Annotated in this window: 19 protein-coding genes and 1 riboswitch; of the genes, 15 read left to right on the top strand and 4 right to left on the bottom strand. The window is 58.2% G+C overall.

Annotation, left to right across the window (positions count from 1 at the left end; translation table 11 throughout):
- Window positions 1-33: 33 nt before the first annotated feature.
- A riboswitch (TPP riboswitch) is annotated at window positions 34-145 on the bottom strand.
- Window positions 146-327: 182 nt separating this feature from the next.
- From O8B93_RS24125 to O8B93_RS24105, 5 genes are read left to right on the top strand one after another with little or no spacing between them, the layout of a single operon-like run.
- On the top strand, window positions 328-579 hold the full coding sequence (locus tag O8B93_RS24125) for an acyl carrier protein (RefSeq protein ID WP_003504852.1): 252 nt from the start codon (window positions 328-330) through the stop codon (window positions 577-579).
- On the top strand, window positions 579-1,760 hold the full coding sequence (locus O8B93_RS24120; protein ID WP_269712361.1) for an acyl-CoA dehydrogenase family protein: 1,182 nt from the start codon (window positions 579-581) through the stop codon (window positions 1,758-1,760). Before O8B93_RS24125 ends, O8B93_RS24120 begins: the two co-directional genes overlap by 1 nt.
- A gap of 4 nt (window positions 1,761-1,764) precedes the next feature.
- On the top strand, window positions 1,765-2,673 hold the full coding sequence (locus O8B93_RS24115) for an amino acid--[acyl-carrier-protein] ligase (RefSeq protein WP_269712360.1): 909 nt from the start codon (window positions 1,765-1,767) through the stop codon (window positions 2,671-2,673).
- 6 nt (window positions 2,674-2,679) lie between these two features.
- Entirely contained in the window at window positions 2,680-3,663 is a 984-nt protein-coding gene (locus O8B93_RS24110; RefSeq protein ID WP_269712359.1) for a DUF1839 family protein, read from the top strand.
- Window positions 3,660-6,116 carry a glycoside hydrolase family 2 protein gene (locus tag O8B93_RS24105; RefSeq protein ID WP_269712358.1) on the top strand — a complete coding sequence of 819 codons (2,457 nt, stop codon included), beginning with the start codon at window positions 3,660-3,662 and terminating at the stop codon, window positions 6,114-6,116. The genes O8B93_RS24110 and O8B93_RS24105 overlap by 4 nt, the downstream gene beginning before the upstream one ends.
- Here the strand turns inward: O8B93_RS24105 and O8B93_RS24100 are convergent.
- Window positions 6,084-7,904, bottom strand: coding sequence for an alpha/beta hydrolase family protein (locus O8B93_RS24100; protein WP_269712375.1), 1,821 nt, complete (start codon window positions 7,902-7,904; stop codon window positions 6,084-6,086). The two genes, O8B93_RS24105 and O8B93_RS24100, sit on opposite strands and share 33 nt — an antisense overlap.
- Before the next feature lie 344 nt (window positions 7,905-8,248).
- On the opposite strand from O8B93_RS24100, the gene O8B93_RS24095 reads away from it, so the two are divergent.
- The 4 genes from O8B93_RS24095 to O8B93_RS24080 all read left to right on the top strand — a co-directional run bounded on the left by O8B93_RS24095 (window position 8,249) and on the right by O8B93_RS24080 (window position 14,485).
- On the top strand, window positions 8,249-10,966 hold the full coding sequence (locus tag O8B93_RS24095) for an ABC transporter ATP-binding protein (RefSeq protein ID WP_269712357.1): 2,718 nt from the start codon (window positions 8,249-8,251) through the stop codon (window positions 10,964-10,966).
- A 43-nt stretch (window positions 10,967-11,009) separates the two neighbouring features.
- The gene (locus O8B93_RS24090) at window positions 11,010-11,465 is read left to right on the top strand and encodes a cyclic nucleotide-binding domain-containing protein (protein ID WP_269712356.1); all 456 of its coding nucleotides are present in this window, start codon (window positions 11,010-11,012) and stop codon (window positions 11,463-11,465) included.
- Between the two features lie 191 nt (window positions 11,466-11,656).
- Window positions 11,657-12,517, top strand: coding sequence for an MBL fold metallo-hydrolase (locus O8B93_RS24085; RefSeq protein ID WP_269712355.1), 861 nt, complete (start codon window positions 11,657-11,659; stop codon window positions 12,515-12,517).
- 273 nt (window positions 12,518-12,790) lie between these two features.
- Window positions 12,791-14,485: an adenylate/guanylate cyclase domain-containing protein gene (locus tag O8B93_RS24080; protein WP_269712354.1), complete on the top strand. Its 1,695-nt coding sequence runs from the start codon at window positions 12,791-12,793 to the stop codon at window positions 14,483-14,485.
- A gap of 37 nt (window positions 14,486-14,522) precedes the next feature.
- Here O8B93_RS24080 and O8B93_RS24075 read toward each other — a convergent pair whose 3' ends face one another.
- Both O8B93_RS24075 and O8B93_RS24070 read right to left on the bottom strand, forming a co-directional pair.
- On the bottom strand, window positions 14,523-15,005 hold the full coding sequence (locus O8B93_RS24075) for a class I SAM-dependent methyltransferase (RefSeq protein WP_269712353.1): 483 nt from the start codon (window positions 15,003-15,005) through the stop codon (window positions 14,523-14,525).
- A gap of 4 nt (window positions 15,006-15,009) precedes the next feature.
- The gene (locus tag O8B93_RS24070; RefSeq protein WP_269712352.1) at window positions 15,010-16,350 is read right to left on the bottom strand and encodes a nucleotide sugar dehydrogenase; all 1,341 of its coding nucleotides are present in this window, start codon (window positions 16,348-16,350) and stop codon (window positions 15,010-15,012) included.
- Between the two features lie 127 nt (window positions 16,351-16,477).
- On the opposite strand from O8B93_RS24070, the gene O8B93_RS24065 reads away from it, so the two are divergent.
- Together O8B93_RS24065 and O8B93_RS24060 are read left to right on the top strand one after the other, a co-directional pair.
- On the top strand, window positions 16,478-17,575 hold the full coding sequence (locus O8B93_RS24065; RefSeq protein ID WP_269712351.1) for a glycosyltransferase family 4 protein: 1,098 nt from the start codon (window positions 16,478-16,480) through the stop codon (window positions 17,573-17,575).
- Window positions 17,572-18,315 carry a polysaccharide deacetylase family protein gene (locus O8B93_RS24060; protein ID WP_269712350.1) on the top strand — a complete coding sequence of 248 codons (744 nt, stop codon included), beginning with the start codon at window positions 17,572-17,574 and terminating at the stop codon, window positions 18,313-18,315. Before O8B93_RS24065 ends, O8B93_RS24060 begins: the two co-directional genes overlap by 4 nt.
- Here the strand turns inward: O8B93_RS24060 and O8B93_RS24055 are convergent.
- The gene (locus O8B93_RS24055; RefSeq protein WP_269712349.1) at window positions 18,307-19,269 is read right to left on the bottom strand and encodes a glycosyltransferase family 32 protein; all 963 of its coding nucleotides are present in this window, start codon (window positions 19,267-19,269) and stop codon (window positions 18,307-18,309) included. The genes O8B93_RS24060 and O8B93_RS24055 overlap by 9 nt on opposite strands.
- A gap of 210 nt (window positions 19,270-19,479) precedes the next feature.
- Here O8B93_RS24055 and O8B93_RS24050 point away from each other — a divergent pair, with 210 nt between their 5' ends.
- From O8B93_RS24050 to O8B93_RS24035, 4 genes are read left to right on the top strand one after another with little or no spacing between them, the layout of a single operon-like run.
- Window positions 19,480-21,372, top strand: coding sequence for an ABC transporter ATP-binding protein (locus O8B93_RS24050; protein ID WP_269712348.1), 1,893 nt, complete (start codon window positions 19,480-19,482; stop codon window positions 21,370-21,372).
- A complete protein-coding gene (locus O8B93_RS24045; RefSeq protein WP_269712347.1) occupies window positions 21,369-23,270 on the top strand; it encodes an ABC transporter substrate-binding protein in 1,902 nt (633 codons plus the stop codon). Before O8B93_RS24050 ends, O8B93_RS24045 begins: the two co-directional genes overlap by 4 nt.
- A gap of 1 nt (window position 23,271) precedes the next feature.
- Window positions 23,272-24,270 (top strand): ABC transporter permease, encoded by a 999-nt coding sequence (locus O8B93_RS24040; RefSeq protein WP_269712346.1) that lies wholly within the window; start codon window positions 23,272-23,274, stop codon window positions 24,268-24,270.
- Entirely contained in the window at window positions 24,267-25,442 is a 1,176-nt protein-coding gene (locus O8B93_RS24035) for an ABC transporter permease (RefSeq protein WP_269712345.1), read from the top strand. The genes O8B93_RS24040 and O8B93_RS24035 overlap by 4 nt, the downstream gene beginning before the upstream one ends.
- Window positions 25,443-25,509: the final 67 nt, after the last annotated feature.

Raw genomic sequence — 25,509 nt, 5'->3', positions numbered from 1 at the left:
AATGCCGGCACCGAACGTTTTGACGCCAGCCGACCTTCGATCTTTGCACCGTCCCTACGCCAGTATGAACTGGATCAGGTTCAACGGGTCACTGCGCATGAAAGCAGAATCTCAGCCCCTTGACGGGACACCCCTGGTGAATGGCCATAGGAAAAGACACCGTCCGGCTTTTGTCAAGGCCGCTCATCAACGCTTGGCAAAGGTGCGGGAATGGCGCATGCTGCCGTTAGTTGTAATTAACCTAACGGTTTAGGTGAATATTATCGTTTGCGGCATAACGATAAGCACAAACCTTCCTAATGTTGATTTCATTGGAGATACGTCGGAATGAATGCGACTATTCGTGAAATACTGGCCAAATTCGGCCAGCTTCCCACACCCGTCGATACGATTGCAGATGAAGCCGATCTTTATGCAGCGGGCCTTTCTTCCTTTGCGTCGGTGCAATTGATGCTGGGTATTGAAGAAGCTTTTGATATCGAATTCCCCGATAACCTGCTGAATCGCAAGTCCTTCGCCAGCATCAAGGCCATTGAAGACACCGTTAAGCTCATTCTGGATGGTAAAGAGGCTGCCTGATGAACGTGACCGTAGCGCCGCAGGATGAAACTCTGTCCGCGCGCGCGGGCCGTGTCGCGATCATTGCCGCAAAGCATGCGGATGAGGTGGATGTCACCGGCCGATTCCCGCAGGAAGCCGTCGATGCCTTGCGGCAGGAACGGCTGCTCGGCATTCAGGTGCCCTCCTCACTCGGCGGCGAAGGCGCCTCCATTCAAGAGATCGCCGATATCTGCGCCCGGCTCGGCCAGGCCTGTTCGGCAACCGCAATGATTTTCGCCATGCACCACATCAAGCTGTCGAGCCTGGTGGAACATGGCGTGGAAAGCACCTGGCATCCGGGCTTTATGCGCCGCGTTGCAGGCGAACAGCTACTGCTCGGCTCCGCCACCACCGAAGGCGGCATCGGCGGCAATCTGCGCAACTCCATCTGTGCGATCGAAGTCGAAGGCGATAGCTGCCGGCTGGAAAAGGATGCCACCGTCATTTCCTACGGCAGCAATGCCGATGCGATCCTCATCACCTCTCGCGCCCACAAGGATGCCGCGCCCGCCGACCAGGTGATGACCGTATTCCTGAAAAACCAATATACGCTCGAGAAGACCCATATCTGGGATACGCTCGGCATGCGCGGCACCTGTTCGGACGGCTTCCTGTTTCGCGGCGAAGCGCCAGCGGCGCAGATTTTCCCGAAGCCTTTCGCGGAAATCGCCGCACAATCCATGCTTGCAAGCTCACATCTCCTGTGGAGCGCCGTCTGGTACGGCATCGCATCCGATGCCGTGCTGCGCGCCCAGTCTTTTGTCAGAGCCGCGGCGCGCAAATCGCCCGGCACCGCCCCTCCCGGCGCAATCCGCCTTGCCGAGGTTTCCACCAAGCTGCAGGTGGTCAAATCCAACATCATCGCCGGCATCAAGGCCTACGAGGACACCAAGAGTGACCCGGAAAAACTGATGTCCATGGCCTTTGCGGTGGCGATGAACAATGTGAAGATCTGCTCTTCCGAAACCATTCTTGAGATCATCGATCATGCCATGCTGGTCTGCGGCATCATGGGTTACAAGAACGGCACGCCCTACAGCCTCGGCCGACACCTGCGCGACGCGCATTCCGCCCGGCTGATGATTTCCAACGACCGTATTCTCGGCAATTCCGCCAATCTCCTGCTGGTTCACAGGCAGGACACGAGCCTCTTGGGATAAAACCATGGACATGCAAACATCGTTCCTCGATCGACTGTTCGAAGAAGGCCTGCTGATTGAAACGGGTGTGGACGGTCTTTATGGGCGCAGCGGCCAGTTCGAAGACGTGATTGCCGCATTCGAGCGGCTGATCGACCGCACGGGTGGCGCCGATGGCGCCGAAGCGATCCGTTTTCCGCCCGGCATCAACCGCGCCTATTTCGAAAAGAGCGGTTACATGAAGAGCTTTCCGCAGCTCGCCGGCACGGTCCATTCCTTCTGTGGCTGCGAACTCGATCATGTCAGCCTGCTGAAATCCATGGATGAGGGCGGCGACTGGACGAAAGACCAGAAAGCCACCGACATCGTGCTGACGCCTGCAGCCTGCTATCCGCTTTATCCGACGATCGCCAAGCGTGGCGCGCTGCCTGCCGGCGGCAGTCTCTATGACATCCAGTCCTATTGCTTCCGCCATGAACCCTCCAAGGATCCCGCCCGCCAGCAGCTTTTCCGCATGCGCGAATATGTCTGCATGGGCACCGAGTCCGACGTCACCGAATTCCGCCAGACCTGGATGGATCGCGGCGTCGAGATGATGAAGGCAGTCGGGCTTGAGGTCACCATCGATATTGCCAACGATCCCTTCTTCGGCCGCGCCGGCAAGATGCTGGCCAACAACCAGCGCGACCAGAACCTGAAATTCGAACTGCTGATCCCGGTCACATCGACGACGAACCCGACAGCCTGCATGAGCTTCAATTACCATCAGGACGCCTTCGGCCAGAAATGGGGCCTGAATCTCGAAAATGGCGATGTCGCTCACACCGCATGCGTCGGTTTCGGGCTGGAGCGCATCGCGCTGGCGCTGTTTGCCCATCACGGTCTCGACGTGAAGAAATGGCCTGCAAAGGTCGTGGAAACCCTCTGGGGCTGATTATCCATGCGGCAGATTTTTCCGGGCCTCGATCCCAAAAACTATGTGCAGCATCCGCTTCATTCCTCTGAGAGAATGTGGCCGGAAACCAATTGCTACATCGATTTATGGATCGAAGTGCTGGCCTCCAAAGGCTTATCCCCGGAAGCCATGTTCGGTTTTACCCTGACGCAGGATTTCGAAGGTGACCAGTTCACCTTTTTCAAGGTGCCGCTGGAAGACCTCGAAGCCCTTTATGGCGTTCGCGCCACCGAACTAGCGATCTTCGACAGGGTGGAAAACCACATCGAGGCACAACTGGAGCGCGGCCGCATCTGCCTGATCGAGATGGACAGCTTCTATATGCCCGACACCCATGGGGTGGGCTACCGGAAGGAACACGGTAAGACCACCATCGCCATCAACCGGCTCGATCTAGAAAAGCGGGAACTTGACTATTTCCACAATGCCGGCTTTTTCCATCTCTCCGGCGAGGACTTTGACGGGCTGTTCCAGCATCATCTCACCGAGACCGACCCGCCTTTCCTGCCCTATACGGAATTTGCGAAATTCGCGGACAGCAATCCTTCCCCCGCGCATAGTCGCAAGGCCGCCGAACGGCTCTTGAAGTTTCATTTTTCCAGACGCCCTTCCGCCAACCCGGTCCGGGCTTTTGCAAACGTATTTCCGGCGCAGGTGGAAAAGGTCGCCGACAGGCCCTTCGGCTTCTTCCACAAATACGCCTTCAACACGCTGCGGCAACTCGGCGCCAATTTCGAACTGGCGGCAAGCCACTTCGAATGGCTGGACGCGGATGGTTTTTCGGAAGCCAGAAACCACGCACTCAAAATCTCCGAGGTTGCCAAGACCGTTCAGTTCCAGCTTGCACGCGCCGTCACCCGACGTAAATTCGATGCGCTGGCCACCGTGCTCGATCCCGCCGCGGACGCATGGGATGGTTTGATGGAAAACCTTGGCGAAAAACTATCTGATGCCAGCGAGGTCGCGTGAGGACCTATCTTCCGGGTGAAAGCGAAGAAGTGCTGAGTGAAGGCTGGACGCTGACACTGACGCCCGCCGATGGCTGCGAGACCCCGTCCGATATTCCGGCATCGCTTGAGAGCCTTCATGTCTCCGTACCCGGCACCGTGGCGCAGGCTCTGGAAGCGGCCGGCAAATTCGACCGCCTCGCTCCCGTCGCCCTCAATGACAGGGATGCCTGGTATCGGCTGACGATGATTTCAGACGCCCGGGAACGGGCCACCCTGCGCTTCGATGGTCTCTCCACCATTGCCGAAATCTTCTTCAACGGTGAACTGATTGCCGCAAGCCAAAGCATGTTCGAAAGGCTGGAAGTGCCGGTCCAGATGACAGGCGCGGATGAACTGTCGATCTGCTTCCGGGCGCTGGCCCCCCGGCTCGAAAAAACTGGCCCCCGCGCCCGCTGGCGCCCGCAGATGATGAATACGCAGGGGCTGCGGCTGATCCGCACCACGGCGCTCGGTTATATGCCCGGCTGGTGCCCGGAAATCCATGCCGCCGGCCCAAGGCGACCCATCAGCCTCATCAGACAGGACGGGGTGCTGTGTACGCTCCGGTCTTCGCTGGACGAGGATGGAACGGGAACTGTCAGCATCGTGCTGGAAACCAGCCGGCCCATAAAATCGGCAAGGCTTGGCTGCGCCGGTTACAGCGCCGATCTGTCTCCAGACGAAAACGGCAAGCTTTCCGGCGAATTGCGCATATTGGATGTCGAGCAGTGGTGGCCGCACACACACGGCAGGCCGGCTTTGCACGACGTCGTTCTCGAACTGGACGGCACTCGACATCACCTTGGGCACACCGGCTTCCGGCGAATCGAGGTCGACCGTGGCGAAGACGGCAACGGTTTCGGCCTCAAGGTGAACGGTCAGCCGGTCTTCTGCCGCGGTGCGGTCTGGACGACGGCAGACATTGTGCGCCTGCCGGGAACGAGGCCGGATTATGAGCCGTGGCTGCGAAAAGCCGCGGAAGCCGGCATGAACATGATCCGCATCGGCGGCACCATGGCTTATGAGACGCCGGAATTCTTCGTGCTTTGCGACGAACTCGGCATCATGGTCTGGCAGGATGCCATGCTCGCCAATTTCGATTACCCGGCGAAAGATGAAGGCCTGCGCCAGCATATCGTCACGGAAATCTCACAGTTTCTCGAGGCGACAGCGCTTTCTCCATCGCTTGCCATTTTCTGCGGCGGCAGTGAAATGTACCAGCAGGGCGCAATGCTCGGCCTGCCGGAGCAGATATGGAAGGGAACGCTGACCGAGGAGGTCCTGCCTGAACTGGTCGCCGAAAAACGACCGGATGCGGCCTATGTCGCCAATTCCCCTTCCGGCGGCGCATTACCGTTTTTTCCCAACGCCGGCGTCGGCCATTATTACGGCGTAGGCGCCTATTGCCGGCCACTGGAAGATGCCCGCCGGGCCGATCTGCGTTTCGCCGCCGAATGTCTCGCCTTCGCCAATATTCCCGAGCAGGAAACGCTGGACAGATATCTTCCCGGCGTGGCCGTTCACGATCCGCGATGGAAAGTGCGAACACCGCGTGACCGCGGCGCTTCCTGGGATTTCGAGGATGTCCGCGATCACTATCTGAAGCTGCTTTACGAGGTCGAACCAGATGTGCTGCGGCGGGAAGATGGTGCCCTCTATCTCGACATGTCGCGCGCCGTGACCGCCGAGGTGATGGAGGCGACGTTCGCCGAATGGCGGCGCAACGGCTCTTCCTGTCAGGGCGCTTTGGTCTGGACGCTGCAGGACCTCGTTCCCGGTGCGGGCTGGGGTATCATCGATGCCGCCGGCAGGCCCAAATCCGCCTGGCATGCGCTGAAAAGAGCGTTCCGCCCCGTTCAGGTCAGCCTTTCCGACGAAGGCACCAACGGGCTCGACATTCACATCCTCAACGAGACCGGCGACGGCCTGGACGCCATGCTGGAACTGACCTGCCTGCGCGAAGGTGTGCAGCCCGTCGTTCACGCCAAACGGCCACTTACACTCTTGCCCCGACAGGGCCAGACGATTGCCGCAACCGACCTGTTCGGCGCTTTTTTCGATACGACCTATGCCTATCGTTTCGGCCCGCCATCCCACGATGTGACAATCGCCCGCCTTCGGGATATTGCGACCGGGCATGTCATCGCCGACGCCTTCCATTTTCCGCTCGGCCGGAAAAAGGCGCTGCATGCCGCAAACCTTCAGGTCGCAATCAGCGAAACAAACGGCAACTGGGCCCTCGAAATCGGCACGGACCGGCTGGCGCAATCGGTCCATATCACGGCAGAGGGCTACCGCGCCCGCGAAAGCTGGTTCCATCTCGGCCCCGGCGAAACCAGAAAAATCGGCCTTTTACCGGAAACCGCCACAACCGAGGCCCCTCCCTCCGGAGAGGTCGTGTCACTGGGCTCCAGCCGGCGGTTTTCCTTCTAGGGCAAGTCTCTTCACCGTTTCGATATAGATCGTCTTCGCTTCCGGTGTTGAGAGATTGTGATCGGCATCGGGAATGATGGTCAGCGACACGTTGCGATAGGCTGCCAGCCCGTCACCATCCGCATCGAAGTAATACTGGAAATGCTCCAGACCATCGTCATTGTCGCTATAGAGCAGATGGACGGAGGTATTCTTCGTCTTGAGCTTATCGAAGGCGCCGAAGATGGCCCGCCCTTCCTCACTGCCCCTGCGAAACAGCCTTGCCGTTTTTGTTGAAAGCCGCTTCATCGTCGCCTTGAGGATGTTCAGCCCGGCGCTTGCCACATCGACATCGCCGCTGATGAGGCGCTTGAATGTCGCACCCTGGCGAAAACGCTGGCTGTATTCGCCGAAGGAACGTGGACGTTTATGCAGGGCCTCGTCCACCGAACGCCCCTTGCGCCAGTGGAAAACAACTGGATTGACCGCAACCACGGCACCAATGCGATCATCGACAAGCGCGCCGTTAAAAGCGAGATAGGCGCCGCTGCACCGGCCCGCCGCAATGAAAGGCCCCTTGCCACGCGTGCCGAGAAAATCGAGCGCAGCGGCCACGTCGTCATTCTGCGCGGCATCGTACAGAACCTGATCGGGCGCGTTTTTGACGGGCGGACTGTCAGCAATATTGGCCGCGTCAAAACGCAGCGACATAACACCGTCGCGCGCCAGGGCACGAGCCATCTGCACGGAAAGCCTGCCCCAGCCCGCATGCCGGTCGTAAGCGGCGCCAAGCAGAAGCACCGAAGACGCCGTCTCCCGATCATCCGGCCCGCAAAACACACCGAAGAGTCGCCCGCCTTCGCCAAACTGCACCGGTTGCTCGATGAAACCACGGCCGCACTGCGGAGCATTGAGGACGATATCCTCTCCGGTATTGGCGGAGCTCTCGGCATGGGTCTGAGACAGAACCCAATCCACCAGCCGGTTCACCACGTCACCTGAAATCTTCGAGAGCGTGGGGCTGGAAACGAGATCGTCATAGCCGGAAAACTCGACCTCCTCCACCTCACCGCCGATTGCAGCGAGATGTTTGGCGAAATCGGCATCGGTCACACGACCGGGTCGCGACAGGACCAGAATGGTGTGCGCCGGAGCGGCAGCGAGATTGCCAAGATTGGTCTTCTTGATCGCATCCGCAACACCTTCAGGCATGGCCATGCCCGCAATCGCGCCCGCCTCCGCGAGACGTTGACCGGGCCGGAGGCCAAGGCCGTCATCAATCATGGATGACCACATCGCCAATTCGCGCAGATAGGCACGACCGGAAACGACAGGCGCCAGAAACGCCATCGAACCGGCGCCCGCTACATCGGCAAGCGCCTGCGCCGCGATCAGGCAACCGAGCCCCTGCGCGACCACCACCACATCCGCGCATCTGGAAAGACGCTTCAGATATGCGAAAGCCGCACGCGTGTCGGAAAGCCAGTCCGCCGCGCGGCCCGCATCTTCAGGATCGAAGGCATCACCCGCGCCGAGATAGTCAAATCGCAGGCTCGCAACGCCGCGAGCCGCCAGCCTCTCTGCCAGAACCCGCTGGAATTTGCGGCTGCACAGCTCCTCCATACCCCAGGGACTGACGAAAAGAACGGCATGGGCCTGCCTCACATCCTTGCGTGCCGGATGGAAAATTCCAGCCAGCCCGTCAAAAGAGATGGGATGTGCAACCGCCCCATCCAGGCTGATGCCGGAAAGCGACAATGCATCAAGAGACGGATCGCTGCCTGTATGCTCTGAAATATCTATCGCCATCAACCTTGCCATCATTGCGCCAGTGTCTGGCTCAACCATTACGGGTTCATTATATCGAAGCGTCTTAACGCCTGTTCTACAATAAAAACAACAATATTAGAGAACTCTAAAAATATAGTCGTATTTATATCGCCAGCCACCCACACGTTGCAAAAACAATCGCCGGGGTGAAGGACAAGTCTCGACAGGTCCGCTATTTTTCTCGAAACCGCTTGAATATACTGATAAATAGCGAGTCCCACACCTATCTGCAGGAGGAGGTTGCGCCACCCGGCCACCGGATCGTCTAGACACCGCGCAAACCAACACGCCGGGCCTCGCCCGCCAGGTCATAGAAGTTTTATATGGAACAAAGCCTTACGCGTTATATCTGGTCGCACACCAAGCGGCAGCAGCTCTTCATTCTGCTGATCGTGGCTTTGTCCATGATCCCCTATTTCCTTGCATTCGATCTGCCCAAACAGATCGTCAACGGGCCTATTCAGGGGGACGGCTTCGAAGGGGCGAATGCGACGCAGCTCTTCATGCACCTCACGGTGGATATTCCCTATTGGGGTACCGTGACTTTGTTCCCCGGGGTCGAACTCAACCGCATGTCGATGCTGATGGGGCTCAGCCTCACATTCCTTGCGCTCGTCATCATCAACGGGCTCTTCAAATATTACATCAATACCTACAAGGGCCGCCTTGGCGAGCGGCTTCTCAGGCGTATACGTTTCGAACTTATTGACCGGATTCTGCGTTTCCCGCCCACGCATTTCAAGCGGGTAAAGGGCGCTGAAATCTCCAGCATGGTGAAGGACGAGGTGGAACCGCTCGGCGGATTTACCGGCGATGCCTTCGTACAGCCGGCGCTTCTCGGCGGCCAGGCACTCTCCGCGCTTTTCTTCATTCTCGTGCAGAATTTATGGCTCGGTCTAATTGCGGCTTTCATGGCCGCCATACAGGTCGGCATCATCCCCAAAATGCGCCGCCGCCTCATCGAACTTGGCCGCCAGCGGCAGTTGAGCGCGCGCCAGCTCGCAGGACGTATCGGCGAGATGGTCGACGGCATCGGCACCATCCATGCCTATGACACGTCTAATTTCGAGCGCGCCGATGCCTCGCACCGGCTCGGCGACATCTTCAAGATCCGTTACGATCTCTACCAATGGAAGTTTCTGGTCAAGTTTATCAATAACTTCCTCGCGCAGCTCACGCCCTTCTTCTTTTATGCGCTCGGCGGTTATCTGACCCTCAAAGGCAGCCTTGATGTCGGACAGCTGGTCGCCGTTATTAACGCCTACAAGGAACTGCCGGGACCGCTGAAGGAATTGATCGACTGGGATCAGGCGCGACAGGATGTCCAGGTAAAATACGAGCAGGTCTTCGAACAGTTCAATACGTCGAACATGATCGACGACAAGGTGCAGAAACTGTCCCCGGGAACCGTAGCGGCGATCACCGCGCCGCTCGTCATCGCCAATCTGACACTCGAGGACGATAGCGGCAGCCGGCTTCTGGAGCAGGCGTCGCTGAAGATCGAACCGGGCGAGGTGATCGCCATCGTCGGCGGCTCGGGAGCCGAGGCGCTGGCGGATGCGATCGGCCGCACGCTCTGGCCAACCTCAGGCAAGGTCAGCATCAATGATGTCGACATATTGGAACTGCCGGAATCGTTGACCGGGCGGCGCATTTCCTATGTCTCCTCGGACAGTTATTTTTTCCACGCCAGCCTGAAGGACAATCTGCTTTACGGCCTCAAGCATGCGCCGCTTTCGGACAAGAACTACGAGGGTGCTGCGCTGGAGCATCGCAAGTGGGAAATCCGCGAAGCCAAGATGGCAGGCAATCCGCTGATCGACATCAACAGCGAATGGATCGACTACGCCTCAAGCCCGGCCGGCGACGGCAAACCCGAGAACCTCATCCAAGCCATTCTGGCCGTGCTCGACAGCGTGGAGCTGTCACAGGATATTCTGGAATTTGCCCTGCGCTCGTCGATCGATCCTCTGACCGATCTGCATCTTGCCGCCCGCATCGTGGAACTGCGGCATGTGCTGCGCGCCGAACTGGAAAAGGAAAATCTGAGCGGCCTCATCGCGCCCTTCGAGCTGGAGAGCTACAATAGCGAGGCGACAGTCGGCGAAAACCTGCTGTTCGGCACCATGCGTGACTCGTCCCAGACGATCAGGACCATCATCGAAAGCGACTATTTCCGCTCGCTGATGCGCGAAACCGGCCTCGTCAAAACCCTGTTCGAAATGGGCTACACGATTGCCGAAAACATCGTGGAAATCTTCGCCGACCTGCCGGGAGACCATCCCTTTTTCCAGCAACTCACCTTCATGACGCCCGATGACATTCCAGTCTATCAGCAGATGCTGCAGCGGCTTCAGGGAAAGAGTTTCGACGAGGCCAACGAAAGCGAAAAGCGCGCGATGCTGCGGCTGAGCTTCTTCTACATAGAACCTCGCCAGCGTTTCGGCCTGCTGTCGCCGGAAATCATGAACCGGATCGTCGAGGTCCGGCACATGTTCCACGAAAACCTGCCCGACAGCCTTAAAAACGTGATCGAAATCTACGATCCGACCAAATATATGAGCGCCACCAGCCTTCTGGACAATATTCTCTTCGGCAAGGTGAGCCATCGCTATACCGACGCCTCGCGGCGCATTACCCGCATCGTCGCGGATGTCATGCGCAAGCAGGGCGTCTATGAGCGCGTGCTGGCGGTGGGGCTGGATTTCAACCTGGGTGCCGGCGGCAAGCGGCTTGGACCGCTTCAACGCCAGAAGCTCAATCTCGCGCGGGCGCTGATCCGTAAATCCGATTATTACGTCTTCAACCGCCCCCTTCCCGGTCTCGACCCTCGACAGCAGGAGGAAATTGTCGAACGGGTCATCACACTCCTGAAACAGAACAACAATAACCCCTCGATCGTGTGGGTCCTGTCGAATGCACACCTATCACGTATGTTCGAGCGGGTGATCGTCGTTCATCAGGGCCTGATCACGGCTGACGGAAGTTACGAGACTCTCGCCGAGGAAAACGGTACATTCAAGGACATGGTCGCAACATAAGTCCAAGAACGTGACCGAGGTGGAACAAGAACAGGGTAAGGCAATGCTGTTTAAAGACGAAATTCAGATGTTGAAAAGGGTCCCGTTTTTCTCGGAAATGGAACCATCCAAACTCAAGCTGCTCGCATTCGCATCCGACCGGGTGTCCTATCACGCCGGAGATATACTGTTTCGGCAGGGAGACGTCGGCGATGCGGCCTATGTTCTCCTGACCGGAAAAGTGGATGTTCTGGTCGATTCTCCATCGGGCACGCTGAAAGTGGCCGAAATGACCGGCAATGCCATCGTCGGTGAAATCGCCATCCTCTGTGACAGCGTCAGAACCGCGACCATCCGCGCCTCCACCAACGTGGAAGCCCTGCGCATTGGCAAGGAGCAGTTCTTCAAGCTCATGTCCGATTTCCCCGACATCACCATCAAGGTCATGCGCGTTCTCGCCGAACGCCTTACCCAGACGACGGCTGAGCTGAGCAAAGCACGCGCAGGCGCCAGGACATAAACGACAATTCCTTGCTACCCTGAATGGCGATATTGGAAAAATAAATGTCGTACTATTGCAATATAAATGAAATGCTGACTGAATAAGGGGTAAAGGGGTCCGCCAAAAATGTGCGGATATAAGAATCTATAGAAACAACGGGCTTTCATGGGAGGAAAGCGTGCAAGATTCCGTTGTTATTGGGGTGTGCCATGGCGTTCGATTCCGACACGAGAAGTCGGGAAAGTAATAGAAATTTTCGGGTAAAGATCTGGGGTGCGCGGGGAACGCTTCCCGTTTCAGGTGAAAACTTCCGAAAATACGGCGGGAATACAATCTGCATCGAGGTGAGATGCGGTGATCACGTCCTTTTGTTCGATGCTGGTTCCGGCCTGCATCCCGCTGGTCTTGCGCTGCGGGCGGAAGGTATTACCGACGTCAATCTGTTCTTCTCGCACTGTCACTACGACCACATTGTCGGCTTTCCCTATTTCAAGCCTTTTTATAACAGCGCCAACGATGTCGCCATCTGGTCGGGCCACCTCGCCGGAAGCATGACCACCCGGGAAATGCTCAAGGATTTCATGAGCCCTCCCTGGTTCCCCGTGCCATTGGAGATTTGCTGCGCAAAGATCGCGACCCAGGACTTCAAGGCGGGTGACGTGCTCGATGTGCATCCCGGCCTCTCGATCAGAACCGGAATGCTCAACCATCCCGGCAATGCCATCGGATATCGGCTGGACTGGGAAGGTAAGTCGCTGGCCATCATCACCGACACCGAACATGAGCCCGGCAGTATCGACGAAACCGTTCTTGATCTCATCAGGGACGTCGATCTTTTCCTTTATGATGCCATGTTCACCGATGAGGAAATGGGCCTTTACCGCGGTTATGGCCATTCCTCCTGGCAACAGGCAATCCGCCTTGCCAAACTTGCCGACGCGAAAAATGTCGGCTTCATCCACCACGCCCCAAGCCGTAGCGACGAGGAGCTGGACACCATCGAAAAACAGGCGAAAGCCGAGTTCAACGGCGCATTCGCGGCTATGGACGGCCAGGTCATCGAACTCTGATCGCATCCTGGCTTCCACCAGGATGCGACGGTCAACCGTTTTTCGACGTCCTCATGGAACACCCTTCACGATACGTGCATTTCAAACACGCACAATTGACCAGTTCCGATCAATTGCTCCACGATATTGCCACGAGGCCGCCGGCATTTAGGGTATTTCCAGGGAAAAGCGAACCTCGGTTTTCCGTCCGGAAGTGCGATAAAACGGTCTAAAAGATCGCCACCATATATTGCATGACGATTCTATACCGAACGGCCATTTGATGGGATTTGCATGAACAGTTTCTTTTCGGAAACCAATTTAAGACGCGCCCGGATTTCATCCGGCCTCATCATATTTGCTTTTGTTTTTTCCCACCTCTCCAATCATTCCCTTGCACTCATCTCCATCGACACGGCTGAACGGGCGCGAAAATGGTTCAGCCTGATCTGGCTCAATCCCGTCAGCAGCCTGCTTTTTTACGGCTCGGTCGTGGTGCATGTCTGCCTTGTCCTGCGTTCGCTTTATCTGCGCAGAACCCTGCGCATGCCGCTGCGCGAGGCGCTTCAGGTCATATTGGGTCTGTCGATTCCCTTTCTCATCATCGGCCACGCCGTCAATATCCGCGTCTCACATATCCTCTATGGCATCGACGTCGGTTATTATTCGGTCATCCGCCGGCTCTGGATCAACAATCCCGTCGCAGGCGCGTGGCAAAGCCTCGCATTGATTGTCATCTGGACCCATGGATGCATCGGCCTCTATTTCTGGCTGCGTTATCGCGACTGGTATCCGAAAATCGCCGGGCTGTTCATGACTGTCGCGGTGATGTTGCCGCTTCTGGCCTTGCTGGGCTTCAGCGATGCAGGCCGCTGGCTGGAAGAGGTGGATCAGAAATATGCGCTTCCCCCGGGGCTCACGGATAACACCATCCAGAGGGACGAACTGCCGCTGCAAAGGGAGATGGAAACGCAGATCCGGTTCATCACCGGCGCAACCGAGGCGATTTTTGCCGGCGCGGTGATGCTGGTTTTCGTATTGCGCGGTGTGCGAAGCTTCCGGCAACGATTGACCGCGATTGAAATCCACTATGAACAAGGCGCACAGGCACGTATCCCAGCCGGGTTCAGCATTCTCGAAGCCAGCAGGCTTGCGGGCATCCCGCATTACTCCGTCTGCGGTGGCAAGGGGCGCTGTTCTACCTGTCGCGTCAAGGTTCTGAACAGCAAGGGCCCGCTTCCGCCACCCGGGGATATCGAGCAAACCACGCTAAGGCGCATCCACGCCGATTCGGACGTGCGGCTCGGCTGTCAGCTGCGCCCCACCAGCGACCTTAACATCGCGCTCCTCGTTTCACCGCCTCAGCAAAGCGATCTGCCCGCGGATGCGCAGCCGGCCCGCCCTGGTCGGGAAGAAGAAATCGCTATCCTCTTCTGCGATCTGCGCAATTTCACCACGCTGTCCGAAGCGAAGCTGCCCTATGATGTGGTCTTCCTTCTCAACCGCTACTTCACCATCGTCGGCCAGGCCGTCGAACAGGCCGGTGGTCATCTCGACAAATTCATCGGCGATGGCGCCATGGCCCTTTTTGGGCTTGGCGAGGATACGGACCGGGCCTGTCAGAGCGCCATGAAGGCGGCCGCAACCATATTGCGGGATATCGCAATTCTGAACGAGGGATTGGAGAAACAATTCGCCGTCCGTCTTGAAGTGGTGGTCGGCATTCACTCCGGCCCGAGCATCGTCGGCGTGATGGGATATGGCGCGGCAAAAACCCTGACGGCCATAGGCGATACCGTGAATGTGGCAAGCCGTCTCGAATCCAAAGCCAAGGAATTCGGCGCCGCCATCGTCGTTTCCGAACCGGCCATCATCCAGGCAGGACAGGATATTGACGATCTCAGAAGCGAAGAAATCGCCATTCGCGGTCGAAACTCGCAGATGAAAGTGTATCTGCTCTCAAGAGAAGAGAGTGAGCGTTATCTATGAGACAGCCACGGCGCTTCCATCGCCGGGCCGTCGACCGTCAAATCTTGCGATAAAGAAAATAGCGATCCGTTGGAACGCTTTCCGGCACCGGCAGCGGTTTCAGCATGGCATGATCGAGCGGCAGACCGCTGATGGCGATGCCGCCTTTGGCCAGCATGCCCGCGGCAAGATCGGGCAACCATGTGAGCGTAACCGCATCCTTTTCCGGATAACCCGTACCGATATCGGCATGCACCATCGCCGCATCTGTGCCAATGAAGGCCTGAGCGGTCTGCGCGATTTCACCGATCACGAGATCCTCTTCCGCCGGAACGGAAGAGGCATGTGCGCCCATGGCCCTGTCAAAAGCGATGATTCGGCGGTTGGGAAACAGTTCCCGCAGGTGATTGAAAGTGCGCCCGTTTCCCAGCCCGATTTCCATGAGCGCGCCCTGATCAGGCAGTTCGAGATCGGCCTCGACATGGTTGAGGATATCGCGCTGCGCGGTCAACCGGCGAATGAAACTGTCCAGTCTGCTCATATTATCAGGCCTTGATGATGTGTTTTGCTGCGATGTCCCGGCGCGCGAAGACATTTCGTGTATCGACGATCAGCGGCGCCCAGTCGCTGAGCGCGGCGTAGTCGACATTGTCGTGATCCGTCGCAACAAGAACGGCATCGAAGCTGCCGATGGTCTCACTGTCCCATGATACGGATTTCATGCCCATCAGATGGCTATATTCCCGGGTTTTCGGAATTTCCGCCACATAGGGATCGAAATAAGCGGCTTCGCCACCGCGCTCCTGAATAAGCTCCATGAGCTTCAGCGACGGGCTTTCGCGAATATCGGGAACGTTTTTCTTGTAGGCAAGACCGACGACCAGCACCTTCGAGCGGCTGAGCGCCTTGCCGGAATGAATATCGAGCGCTTCGGCGACCCGCCCGACAACATGGCGCGGCATGCCGGTATTGATTTCGCCTGCTAGCTCGATGAACCGCGTCGGCAATTCATATTCACGCGATTTCCAGGTGAGGTAGAACGGGTCGATCGGTATGCAGTGACCGCCGAGACCCGGACCGGGATAAAACGGCATAAAACCAAACGGCTTGGTTTTCGCCGCGTCGATCACTTCCCATATGTCGATGCCCATTGCCTCGTAGACGACCTTGAGTTCGTTGACGAGCGCGATATTGACGGCACGGAAGACGTTTTCGGTGATTTTCACCGCCTCGGCCGTGGCATTGGTCGAAACCGGAACGATCTTCTTCACCACGGAGCCGTAGAACGCGGCCATCAGCTTTCCGGCGGCCTCACCGTCACCGGCGACGACCTTCGGAATGGTCGAAGTTTCGAAATCGCGATTGCCGGGATCCTCCCGCTCGGGCGAAAAGCCGATGAAGAAATCGACGCCGGAGACGAGGCCGGTACTCTCCAGAATGCTCTTCACCACCCCGTCGGTCGTACCGGGATAGGTGGTTGATTCCAGCACCACGAGTTGCCCTTTGCGCAGATGGGCGGCAATTTCCCGGCAGGTTTTTTCAACATAGGAAAGGTCCGGCTCGCGATATTTCGTCAGCGGCGTCGGCACACAGATGGCGATCACATCGCATTCGGCCAACCTGTAGAAATCGCTGCTGGCAACGAAACCGTCATCCGACCGCACACCTGCCAGCACCTCATCGGAAACCGCCTCGATATAGCTGCGGCCCGCTTCGATCGCGGTGATCTTACCGGGGTCGATGTCGAAACCGACGACCTTGAAACCGGCCTTGGCCACCGTCATGGCAAGCGGCAGGCCGACATAGCCGAGGCCGATCACCCCCGCTTTGGCGCTTTTGTTTTCGATGCTGGAAAGCAGGGTCTGGGAAATGTCTGGAGAAGTCAAAGCGTGTCACGCTCCGCGCATGTGCAAAAGATGCCTTTCAGTTGGGCAAGAATGACCGACCTGTCAAGGCTCGGCCCTTTCAAATTCCGGTTGACGCCCCAGCCGCCGGCGACGCACAACCATCCGCATGAAGATCGCCTTTTATTCGCCGCTCAAATCACCCAACCATCCCGTTCCCTCCGGCGACCGGCTGATGGCCCGACTTTTGATGAAAGCGATGACGATGGCTGGCCATGAGGTTTTCGTCGCCTCCGAACTGCGCAGTTTTCTGAAACAACCGGACGATCCGGCGCAGACAGCACTCACTGACGAGGCGGCGCGCGAAATCGAAACGATCGCAGAACGCTGGCGACAGGAGGGTGTGCCGGACCTCTGGTTTTGTTATCACCCCTATTACAAGGCCCCCGACTTGCTCGGCCCAGAACTCGTGCAACGTTTCGGCCTCCCCTATGTCACCGCAGAGGCATCCTATTCGCCGAAACGCAACGGCATGGGCTGGCAGGCGGTTCAGGACGGGTTGCTCGCGGCATTGAACGGGGCCGCGGTCAATATCTGTTTCACCGCGCGGGATCGTGAAGGGCTTGTGCACGCTTCCCCCAACTTGCAATGGGCGATGTTGCCGCCCTTCATCGACGCCGGGGCATTTCTCCGCAACACACCCCGGCCGGAGCCCGCAAGATTGATCACCGTCGCCATGATGCGGGCGGGCGACAAGCTCGAGAGCTATCGTACCCTGTCTGAAGCTCTCGCTTTATTGCCTGAGAGCGTCGACTGGACGCTCGACATCGTCGGCGACGGCCCGGAACGCGCAGCCGTGGAGGCGATGTTCAGCGATTTTCCCGATCACCGCCTTGTCTGGCACGGGGAAAAAAAACCGACAGAGATCGCGGCACTTCTTTCAAAAGCTGCCCTCTATGTTTGGCCGGGCCATGGCGAGGCCTATGGTCTCGCTTATCTTGAAGCACAGGCTGCCGGCCTGCCCGTCGTGGCCGAAAAAGTCGCCGGCGTTCCCGAAGTGGTAAAATCCGGCACGACAGGATTACTGACACCGGAACATGATACAGCCGCTTATGCCGAGGCAATCAAGACCCTGCTCGGCGATGACAGGCAGCGTGAGGAACTGGCAAAAGCGGCCCGCCGGTTCGTCATCGATGAACGATCTCTGGAAAACGCCGCAACGACGCTGAACCATATACTTTTGCAGGCAAAGGCACTGACATCATGAGTCTGGAAAAACTCACCGCGGCACTGGATGAATGCAGCCGGCGTGGCATAAAGGCCGATCTCTGGCTGCGGGACGACGATGCGGTGGAACCAACACCGGCACTCGACATGCTGCTTGATCTTTGCAGCAGCTTTTCCGTCCCGGTTACGCTCGCGGTCATTCCAGAGATGACGACGGATAAGCTTGCAACACATCTGGATGCCTCAGACATCGCTGAGGTCGCCGTCCATGGCTGGTCCCATGTGAATTACGCCTCGGCCAAAGAAAAGAAACAGGAACTCGGGTCGCATCGCGACCCGGCCATCGTACTTGATGAATTGCAATCCGGGCTGGACAAGCTCCACGACCTGCATGGCGGACGTCTGGTGCCGATGCTGGTGCCGCCGTGGAACCGTATCGACGCCGGTATCGTGAAGAGTTTGGCGGATATCGGATATCGCGCTTTATCCGTCTTCGGCCCTGAGAAAAACACCGTACCGCCCTGCCTCAACACCCATGTCGACGTCATAGACTGGCACGGCACCCGCGGCGGCCGTGACGACGATATCCTGTTTTCCGAGACCGCCGCCCGCATCCTGCACACCGCCGAAGAGGGCGGCACGACCGGCTTCCTCACCCATCATCTCGTGCATGACGACAATGTCTGGCGCTTTTTGCAGCGGCTGTTCGAGGTGACGACAGGGCATCCCGCCGCCCGCTGGCGTTCCTCGAAGGACCTCGTCAACGGGATATCACCATGACTTCCAGGCGATCAGCATCCCGCTTTCCTGTGTGGCGAGTTCTCGCCTGATCGCTTCCACCGCTTCAAGCGGGGCGCGATCGGCAAGGGCCGCAGCGACGAATGACGCCGGCGCAAGGCTGATGCTTCCCGCCCGGGCGATGACGGTGAAGATCAAAGGACCGGTCGACCACCAGGCCGGCGCACGCGGCATTTCCTCGATGATCCCGGGAAAGGCCGCAAGCATCTTGCGGAAGACCGGATGTCCAGACGGGGCGGCGATGAAGGAATTGGCAAGCAGCATGCTGCCCTGCCCCGTATCGCGCGGCGTCTTTTCGTCAAACGCCGTCAGCCCCATCAAAGGCAGGAAGGCATCGAAACTCGCATCATCACGCGCCGGATACCAGTCGCAGTCGAGATAGATGCCACCAAAACGCTCCAGCAGGATGTAACGGGCCACATCCACCGCGCCGGGATAATCACCCTCGCCGAGCATCCTGTTAAAGATGCTGTTCGAAAACACACCCTCCCGCTCAAGATCGGCCTCCCGCCAGAGGCGATAGTCATAACCATGCTGAGCGGCATGGGCGGCCCAGGCTTTGACCGATACCGGCGGAGCCTTTCCACCGATCCATATCTGGTGAATGAGCCGCGGCACATCCTCCCGGCTTTTGAGATTGATCATGCGCCGTTCTTCCGGGGAAAACCGGGCATATTTTGCCAGCGCCTGCGGCGGCGGAACCAGCGTATATTGATACCCGATCCGGGCAACCAGATCGCCTTCGGCCTTGGCGAGACGCAGCCGCGCGGCATGCAACCGGCGCGGCAGGCCGAGCACGGTTCGCTCGCCCATCAGATGCGCGTCCTTTGCTGCAACCAGCGATAAGAGAAGCGCGTCTGCTTCCGCATATTGCCCTTCATTTTGCAACTGCCGGGCCTTATCGAGCTGAGCGTCGTAATATTTCTTGTCGGACATGGATCCTCGTTCCAAAGCGCCCGTTAACATAGCACCAAACATGCACGGTCAGGCAAGCCGCCACATTTCGGAAGCCGGCTTTGAATTTGCTAAACAATTCGATGTTTCAGAGGCATAGACAGACAACAAACCCTGCGATAACGTGAATTTAAGCCCTCCTGAACAATTGTCACAAGGCAACGATAAAGAGACGGCAAGGAACCTTTTGGCATGAGCGCTGGCGCAGATTTGCTCCGTATTGAAAATCTGCGGGTCTCTTTTTCTCTCATGGACGGCACCATTGATGCCGTCAGGGGCGCAAGTCTTCGTATTCTTCCGGGAAAAGTCACGGCTCTTGTCGGCGAATCCGGCTCGGGAAAGTCCGTCATCGGCCAAACCATCATGGGCATCCATCCCAAGACGGCGCGGGTAAACGGCCGCGTACTCTTCACCGACCCTGAAAATGCCGCCGCCGGCCCCGTCGATCTGCTGCAATTACCGAAGGACGGCCGGGAAATCCGCTCGATCCGCGGCAATCGCATCGGCCTGATTTTCCAGGAGCCCATGACCTCCTTTTCGCCGCTGCACACCATCGGCAACCAGATCGATGAAGCGCTCAGGATCCACAGCATCCTGTCACCGGCCGAGCGCGCGGAAAAAATGCATGAAACGCTCGATCTCGTAGGGTTTTCCAAACCCAAGAAGGTCGTGAACATGTATCCCTTCGAACTGTCGGGCGGCATGCGCCAGCGCGCCATGATCGCCATGGCGCTCATCTGTCGGCCTGCACTTTTGATTGCGGATGAGCCGACGACGGCGCTGGATGTGACGATACAGGCGCAAATCCTCAAGCTGCTGCGTGATCTCCAGAGCCGGCTGAATATGAGCATGCTGCTCATCACCCACGATCTTGGTGTGGTCGCCAATATTGCCGACGAGGTCGCCGTGATCTATCAGGGCGAGATCATGGAAGCCGGCACGGTCGATGACATTTTCAAGGCGCCGGGCCACCCCTATCTCAAGGGCCTGATGGCCGCCGTACCGCATTTCGACATGAAGCCCGGCGAAAGGCTGAAGGCGCTGCGCGAAATCAAGGTGGACCACGAAAGCCTCGTCGGCAAAAAAACCGCCGCGGTCAACAAAACCCCCGGTCCGCTTCTGACCGTCGACAATATCAGCAAGACCTTCACGACCCGCAAATCCAGCTGGTTCCGCAAAAGCGACGCCAACGCCACGAAGGCGGTCAACAGCGTCAGTTTTGAAATCCGCCGCGGCGAATGCCTCGGGCTGGTCGGCGAAAGCGGCAGCGGCAAGACCACTGTCAGTAAAATCCTCATGCGCGCCGTCCGGCCGGATGAGGGCTCGATAACCTTTCACCGACCGGAAGGCGATATCGATGTCCTCAATGCGAAGGACGGTGATCTCAAAGAGCTGCGGTCGAAGATACAGATGGTCTTCCAGGACCCGATTTCATCGCTGTCCCCCCGCATGACCGTCGGCAATATCCTGAGCGAGCCGCTCGAAATCCACGGGCGGGGAGATGCAAAATACCGCATCGAAAAAGTACGCAATCTCGTCAGGGCCATCGGCCTTGGAGAAAGCGCGCTGAACCGCTATCCCCATAGTTTCTCCGGCGGCCAGAGGCAGCGTATCGGCATTGCCCGCGCCCTGGCGCTCGGCCCTGAATTGCTGATCTGCGATGAACCCGTCTCCGCCCTCGATGTCTCGGTGCAGGCGCAGATCCTCAATCTGCTGAAGGATTTGCAGCAGGACCTCGGGCTCACCTATCTCTTCATCTCGCATAATCTCGCGGTGGTGGACTATATGGCCGACCGCGTGGCGGTGATGTGCGAGGGCCGTATCGTGGAACTGGCCCCGCGGGAAATCCTGATGCGCTCTCCGGTTCATCCGTATACCAAATCCCTGCTGGCCGCCGTGCCTTTCCCCGATCTCGATCGTCCGCTTGATTTCCGCACCATCGGCAAGATCAGCGCGACGGGCAAATTCGACTGGGGCAAGCAGTTCCGGGACGAGGGTGATGGCGACATGATATCAGCCGATCTCGGCGAAGGCCATTTCGTCCTTGCCAACGGCAATGCCGATATCCGGGAGCTTCGCCCTTGATCACGCGCCGCACCACGCTCGCCTTGCTGGCCTCCGTCTTCCTGCCGACCTATGCCCGCGCCGCCTATATCGACCCGGCCTATTTTAAGGAAAAACGCGAAAAGGGCGAATTGCCCGACGTGGCCGAGCGCCTGCCGAAAAACCCGCGCGTCATCGACATGAAAGCGCTTGGCCGCGAACCGGGAAAACATGGCGGCTCGGTGCGCATGCTCATTGGCGGCCAGCGTGACATCCGGCTCATGCCGATCAGCAACTATGCCCGCCTTGTCGGTTATGACGAAAAATTCGAGCTTCATCCGGACATTCTCGAAAGCTACGAGGTTCAGGAAGAGCGCATCTTCACCTTCAAGCTGCGCGAAGGCCACAAATGGTCCGACGGCAGCGACTTCACCTCCGAGGATTTTCGCTATTTCTGGGAGGATGTCGCCCTCAATAAGGAAATTCACAAGGGCGGTCCGCCGATCGAACTTCTGGTCAACAATAATCCGCCGCTGATCGAAGTCATCGACCGGCTGACGGTGCGTTACACCTGGGAAGGCCCGAACCCGGATTTCCTGGCAAAGCTCGCGGCGGCCTCGCCTGCGCGGTTGTTCCTTCCCGCCGCTTACATGAAGCAGTTCCACGTCAAATATCAGACCGCAGAAAATCTCGCCAAGCTCATCAAGAAGAACAAGGCGGATGACTGGAGCGGGCTGCATATCAAGATGTCACGGCAGGTCCGGCCGGAGAACCCCGCTTTGCCGACGCTCGACGCATGGCGAAACACAACCTCGCCGCCGGCCGAGCAGTTCGTGTTCGAGCGCAACCCCTATTATCACCGCGTCGATGAGAATGGCCTGCAGCTGCCTTATCTGGACAGGTTCCTGCTCAACGTCACCTCCTCCGATATCATCTCGGCCAAGACGGCATCGGGCGATAGCGACCTGCAATATTTCGGCCTCGATTTCGCCGACTACACCTTCCTGAAGGATGCCGAAAAGCGTTTTCCCCTGAAGGTCAATCTCTACAAGCGCTCCCAGGGCTCGCGCATCGCGCTGTTGCCCAATCTTAATTGCGCCGACCCGGTCTGGCGTAGCGCTTTCCAGGACGTGCGCATGCGACGTGCCCTGTCTCTCGCGATCAACCGGCATGAAATCAACATGGTCTGCTTCTACGGGCTGGCAAAAGAAAGCGCCGACACCGTCCTGCCGGAAAGCCCGCTTTACCGGCAGGAATTTGCCGACGCCTGGAGCGCCTTCGACCGGGCAGCGGCCAACAGGCTGCTCGATGAAGCGGGTTTCGACAAGCGCGACAATGCCGGCCTTCGGCTCCTGCCAGATGGTCGACCCGCCTATATCATCGTCGAGACGACAGGCGAAAGCACGCTCGAAACCGATGTCATGGAATTGGTAACGGATCACTGGCGGCATATCGGCATTGCGGTTTCGGTGCGCCCCACCCAGCGCGACGTCTTCCGCAAGCGCGCCATGGGCGGCGAGGTGCTGATGTCGGTGTGGATGGGCATGGACAATGGCGTGCCTACAGCTGACATGCTGCCTTCCGGCCTAGCCCCCACCGGTGACGATCAGTTGCAATGGCCGGTATGGGGCATTCATTATCTGTCCGGCGGCCGTGAGGGCAAGGAGCCCGACCTGCCGGAGGCGGCGCATCTTCTCGATCTCCTCAAAAAATGGCGCAGAAGCGTCACCGAGGAAGAACGCGAGGCGATCTGGCTGGAAATGCTCGGGATTTATACGCAGCAGGTGTTTTCGATCGGCATCGTCAACGGCGCGCTGCAACCCGTCGTCCACGTCAAACGCATGCGAAACGTGCCGGACAAGGCGCTTTTCGGTTATGAGCCCACATCCTATCTCGGCGTCTATATGCCGGATGCCTTCTGGTATGACGGAGACGCCTGATATGCTGCGGTATATAATCAAGCGCATCCTCGTCATGATCCCCACGCTGATCCTGATCTCGATGCTGGTCTTCACCATCATCGAACTACCGCCGGGCGATTATTTCGAAAGCTACGTCGCCGAGCTGCGCGCCATGGGCGAGACGGCAAACCTTGCCGAAATCGAGGAGCTGCGCGTCCGCTACGGCTTCGACCAGCCGGCACCGATCCGCTATTTCCGCTGGGCGACCGGCATGCTGGTCGGCGATTTCGGTTATTCTTTCGAATATCAGCTGCCGGTCAGCGATGTGGTGGGAGACCGCCTATGGCTGACGGTTCTGGTCTCCTTCGTCACCATCATCGTTACCTGGATTCTTGCCTTTCCGATCGGCATCTATTCCGCCACGCATAAATATAGCTGGGGTGATTACGGGCTCACCTTCCTCGGCCTGCTCGGCATCGCCATCCCCAACTTCATGCTGGCGCTGATCCTGATGTATTTTGCCAATATCTGGTTCGGTATTTCGATCGGCCATCTGATGGACCGGGAATATCTGAACCAGGCGATGAGCTGGGCGAAGTTCAAATCGATCCTCGAACATATCTGGATCCCCGTCCTCATCATCGGAACGGCAGGCACGGCCGGCATGATCCGCCGCCTGCGGGCCAATCTGCTGGACGAGTTGCAGAAACAATATGTGGTGACCGCCCGCGCCAAGGGGCTGCATCCCTTCAAGGTGCTGATCAAATATCCGTTGCGGATGGCGCTGAATTTCTTCATCTCGGATATCGGCTCGATCCTGCCCGCCATCATCTCAGGCGCGGAAATCACCGCCGTCGTCCTGTCGCTCGAAACCACCGGCCCGATGCTCATCCGGGCTTTGCAAAGCCAGGATATGTATCTGGCCGGCTCGTTCCTGATGTTCCTGGCCTTCCTGACGGTGATCGGCGTTCTGGTGTCGGATATCGCCCTTGCCATACTCGATCCGCGAATCCGCTTCGGAGGTGGTAACGTCAAATGACTTCATCCATTCCGAAATCAGGCGAAGCGCTGCCCCACTACGTCTCGACGGCACCCTTCGACCCGTCGCTCATCGAACCCAACACATCTGGAATGGCGGCCTTCAGCAAGGCATCACAGCTGAAGCTGATGTGGTGGCAATTCCGCCAGCACAAGATCGCTGTATGGTCCGGCGCGTTTCTGGCGGTCATCTATCTTTCGATCCTGATCAGCGAGTTCCTCGCGCCTTACAATCTGCATACCCGCAATATCGAGCATATTTACGCGCCGCCGCAGGCTATCCACCTCTTCAATGACGGAAAATTTGTCGGTCCCTTCGTTTATGGCCGGGAAATGACACTCGACATGGACAATCTGAGGCGCGTCTACCGGGATGTGCCGACGGATATCCAGCCGCTGCGTTTCTTCTGCAAGGGCGATACCTATCGTTTCTGGGGTCTGTTCGAGGGCAGAACCCACTTCGTATGCCCGGCCGAAGGCGGTGAAATGTTCCTGCTCGGGACCGACAGGCTGGGGCGCGACGTGCTGTCCCGCATCATCTACGGCGCGCGCATTTCGCTCACCATCGGCCTTCTCGGCGTCGCCATGAGCTTCGTTCTCGGCATTGTGATCGGCGGTCTGGCGGGTTATCGCGGCGGCACCTTTGACCTGATCGTCCAGCGCATCATCGAAGTGCTGCAATCCATCCCCAGCATTCCTCTCTGGCTGGCGCTGGCGGCAATCATGCCGGTGACCTGGAGCCCGATCCTCGTCTATCTCGGCATCACCATCATTCTCGGCATGCTGGACTGGACGGGCCTTGCGCGCGCCGTGCGCTCGAAGCTTCTGGCGCTTCGTGAGGAAGACTATGTTTTATCTGCGCAATTGATGGGTGCCGGCACACCGCGCATCATCGGCAGACACCTTATCCCCGGCTTCATGTCGCATCTCATCGCCTCGGCCACCCTGACGATACCCGGCATGATTCTCGGCGAGACCGCACTGAGCTTCCTCGGACTCGGTCTCAGACCACCGATCACAAGTTGGGGAATTCTGCTCACGGAGGCGCGCAGCGTCAGCGTCATTGCGCTATATCCGTGGCTTCTCATCCCGACGATCCCGGTCGTTCTCGTCATTCTGGCCTTTAATTTCTTCGGCGACGGACTACGTGATGCTGCGGACCCCTTCAGATAAAATGGAATACGCCTTGATAAACTGCCCTTCCGAAGCCGCCTTCATCGTGAAAGGCAAAAAGAGGTGT

The organism is Martinezella rhizogenes, from assembly GCF_027460065.1.
In the GTDB taxonomy this organism is placed as follows: Bacteria; Pseudomonadota; Alphaproteobacteria; order Rhizobiales; family Rhizobiaceae; genus Agrobacterium; species Agrobacterium rhizogenes_C.
The sequence above is the reverse complement of the archived record's forward strand: the minus strand, read 5'-3'. Positions and strand labels throughout refer to the sequence as shown.

Bases quoted from the DNA above. Each gene is read 5' to 3' on its own strand.
- O8B93_RS24110 (WP_269712359.1), top strand. From the start codon at position 2,680: ATGCGGCAGATTTTTCCGGGCCTCGATCCCAAAAACTATGTGCAGCAT.
- O8B93_RS24065 (WP_269712351.1), top strand. From the start codon at position 16,478: ATGAAGATCGCCTTTTATTCGCCGCTCAAATCACCCAACCATCCCGTT.
- O8B93_RS24085 (WP_269712355.1), top strand. From the start codon at position 11,657: ATGGCGTTCGATTCCGACACGAGAAGTCGGGAAAGTAATAGAAATTTT.
- O8B93_RS24095 (WP_269712357.1), top strand. From the start codon at position 8,249: ATGGAACAAAGCCTTACGCGTTATATCTGGTCGCACACCAAGCGGCAG.
- O8B93_RS24080 (WP_269712354.1), top strand. From the start codon at position 12,791: ATGAACAGTTTCTTTTCGGAAACCAATTTAAGACGCGCCCGGATTTCA.
- O8B93_RS24055 (WP_269712349.1), bottom strand. From the start codon at position 19,269: ATGTCCGACAAGAAATATTACGACGCTCAGCTCGATAAGGCCCGGCAG.
- O8B93_RS24040 (WP_269712346.1), top strand. From the start codon at position 23,272: ATGCTGCGGTATATAATCAAGCGCATCCTCGTCATGATCCCCACGCTG.
- O8B93_RS24090 (WP_269712356.1), top strand. From the start codon at position 11,010: ATGCTGTTTAAAGACGAAATTCAGATGTTGAAAAGGGTCCCGTTTTTC.
- O8B93_RS24050 (WP_269712348.1), top strand. From the start codon at position 19,480: ATGAGCGCTGGCGCAGATTTGCTCCGTATTGAAAATCTGCGGGTCTCT.
- O8B93_RS24100 (WP_269712375.1), bottom strand. From the start codon at position 7,904: ATGGCGATAGATATTTCAGAGCATACAGGCAGCGATCCGTCTCTTGAT.
- O8B93_RS24060 (WP_269712350.1), top strand. From the start codon at position 17,572: ATGAGTCTGGAAAAACTCACCGCGGCACTGGATGAATGCAGCCGGCGT.
- O8B93_RS24125 (WP_003504852.1), top strand. From the start codon at position 328: ATGAATGCGACTATTCGTGAAATACTGGCCAAATTCGGCCAGCTTCCC.
- O8B93_RS24035 (WP_269712345.1), top strand. From the start codon at position 24,267: ATGACTTCATCCATTCCGAAATCAGGCGAAGCGCTGCCCCACTACGTC.
- O8B93_RS24075 (WP_269712353.1), bottom strand. From the start codon at position 15,005: ATGAGCAGACTGGACAGTTTCATTCGCCGGTTGACCGCGCAGCGCGAT.
- O8B93_RS24120 (WP_269712361.1), top strand. From the start codon at position 579: ATGAACGTGACCGTAGCGCCGCAGGATGAAACTCTGTCCGCGCGCGCG.
- O8B93_RS24115 (WP_269712360.1), top strand. From the start codon at position 1,765: ATGGACATGCAAACATCGTTCCTCGATCGACTGTTCGAAGAAGGCCTG.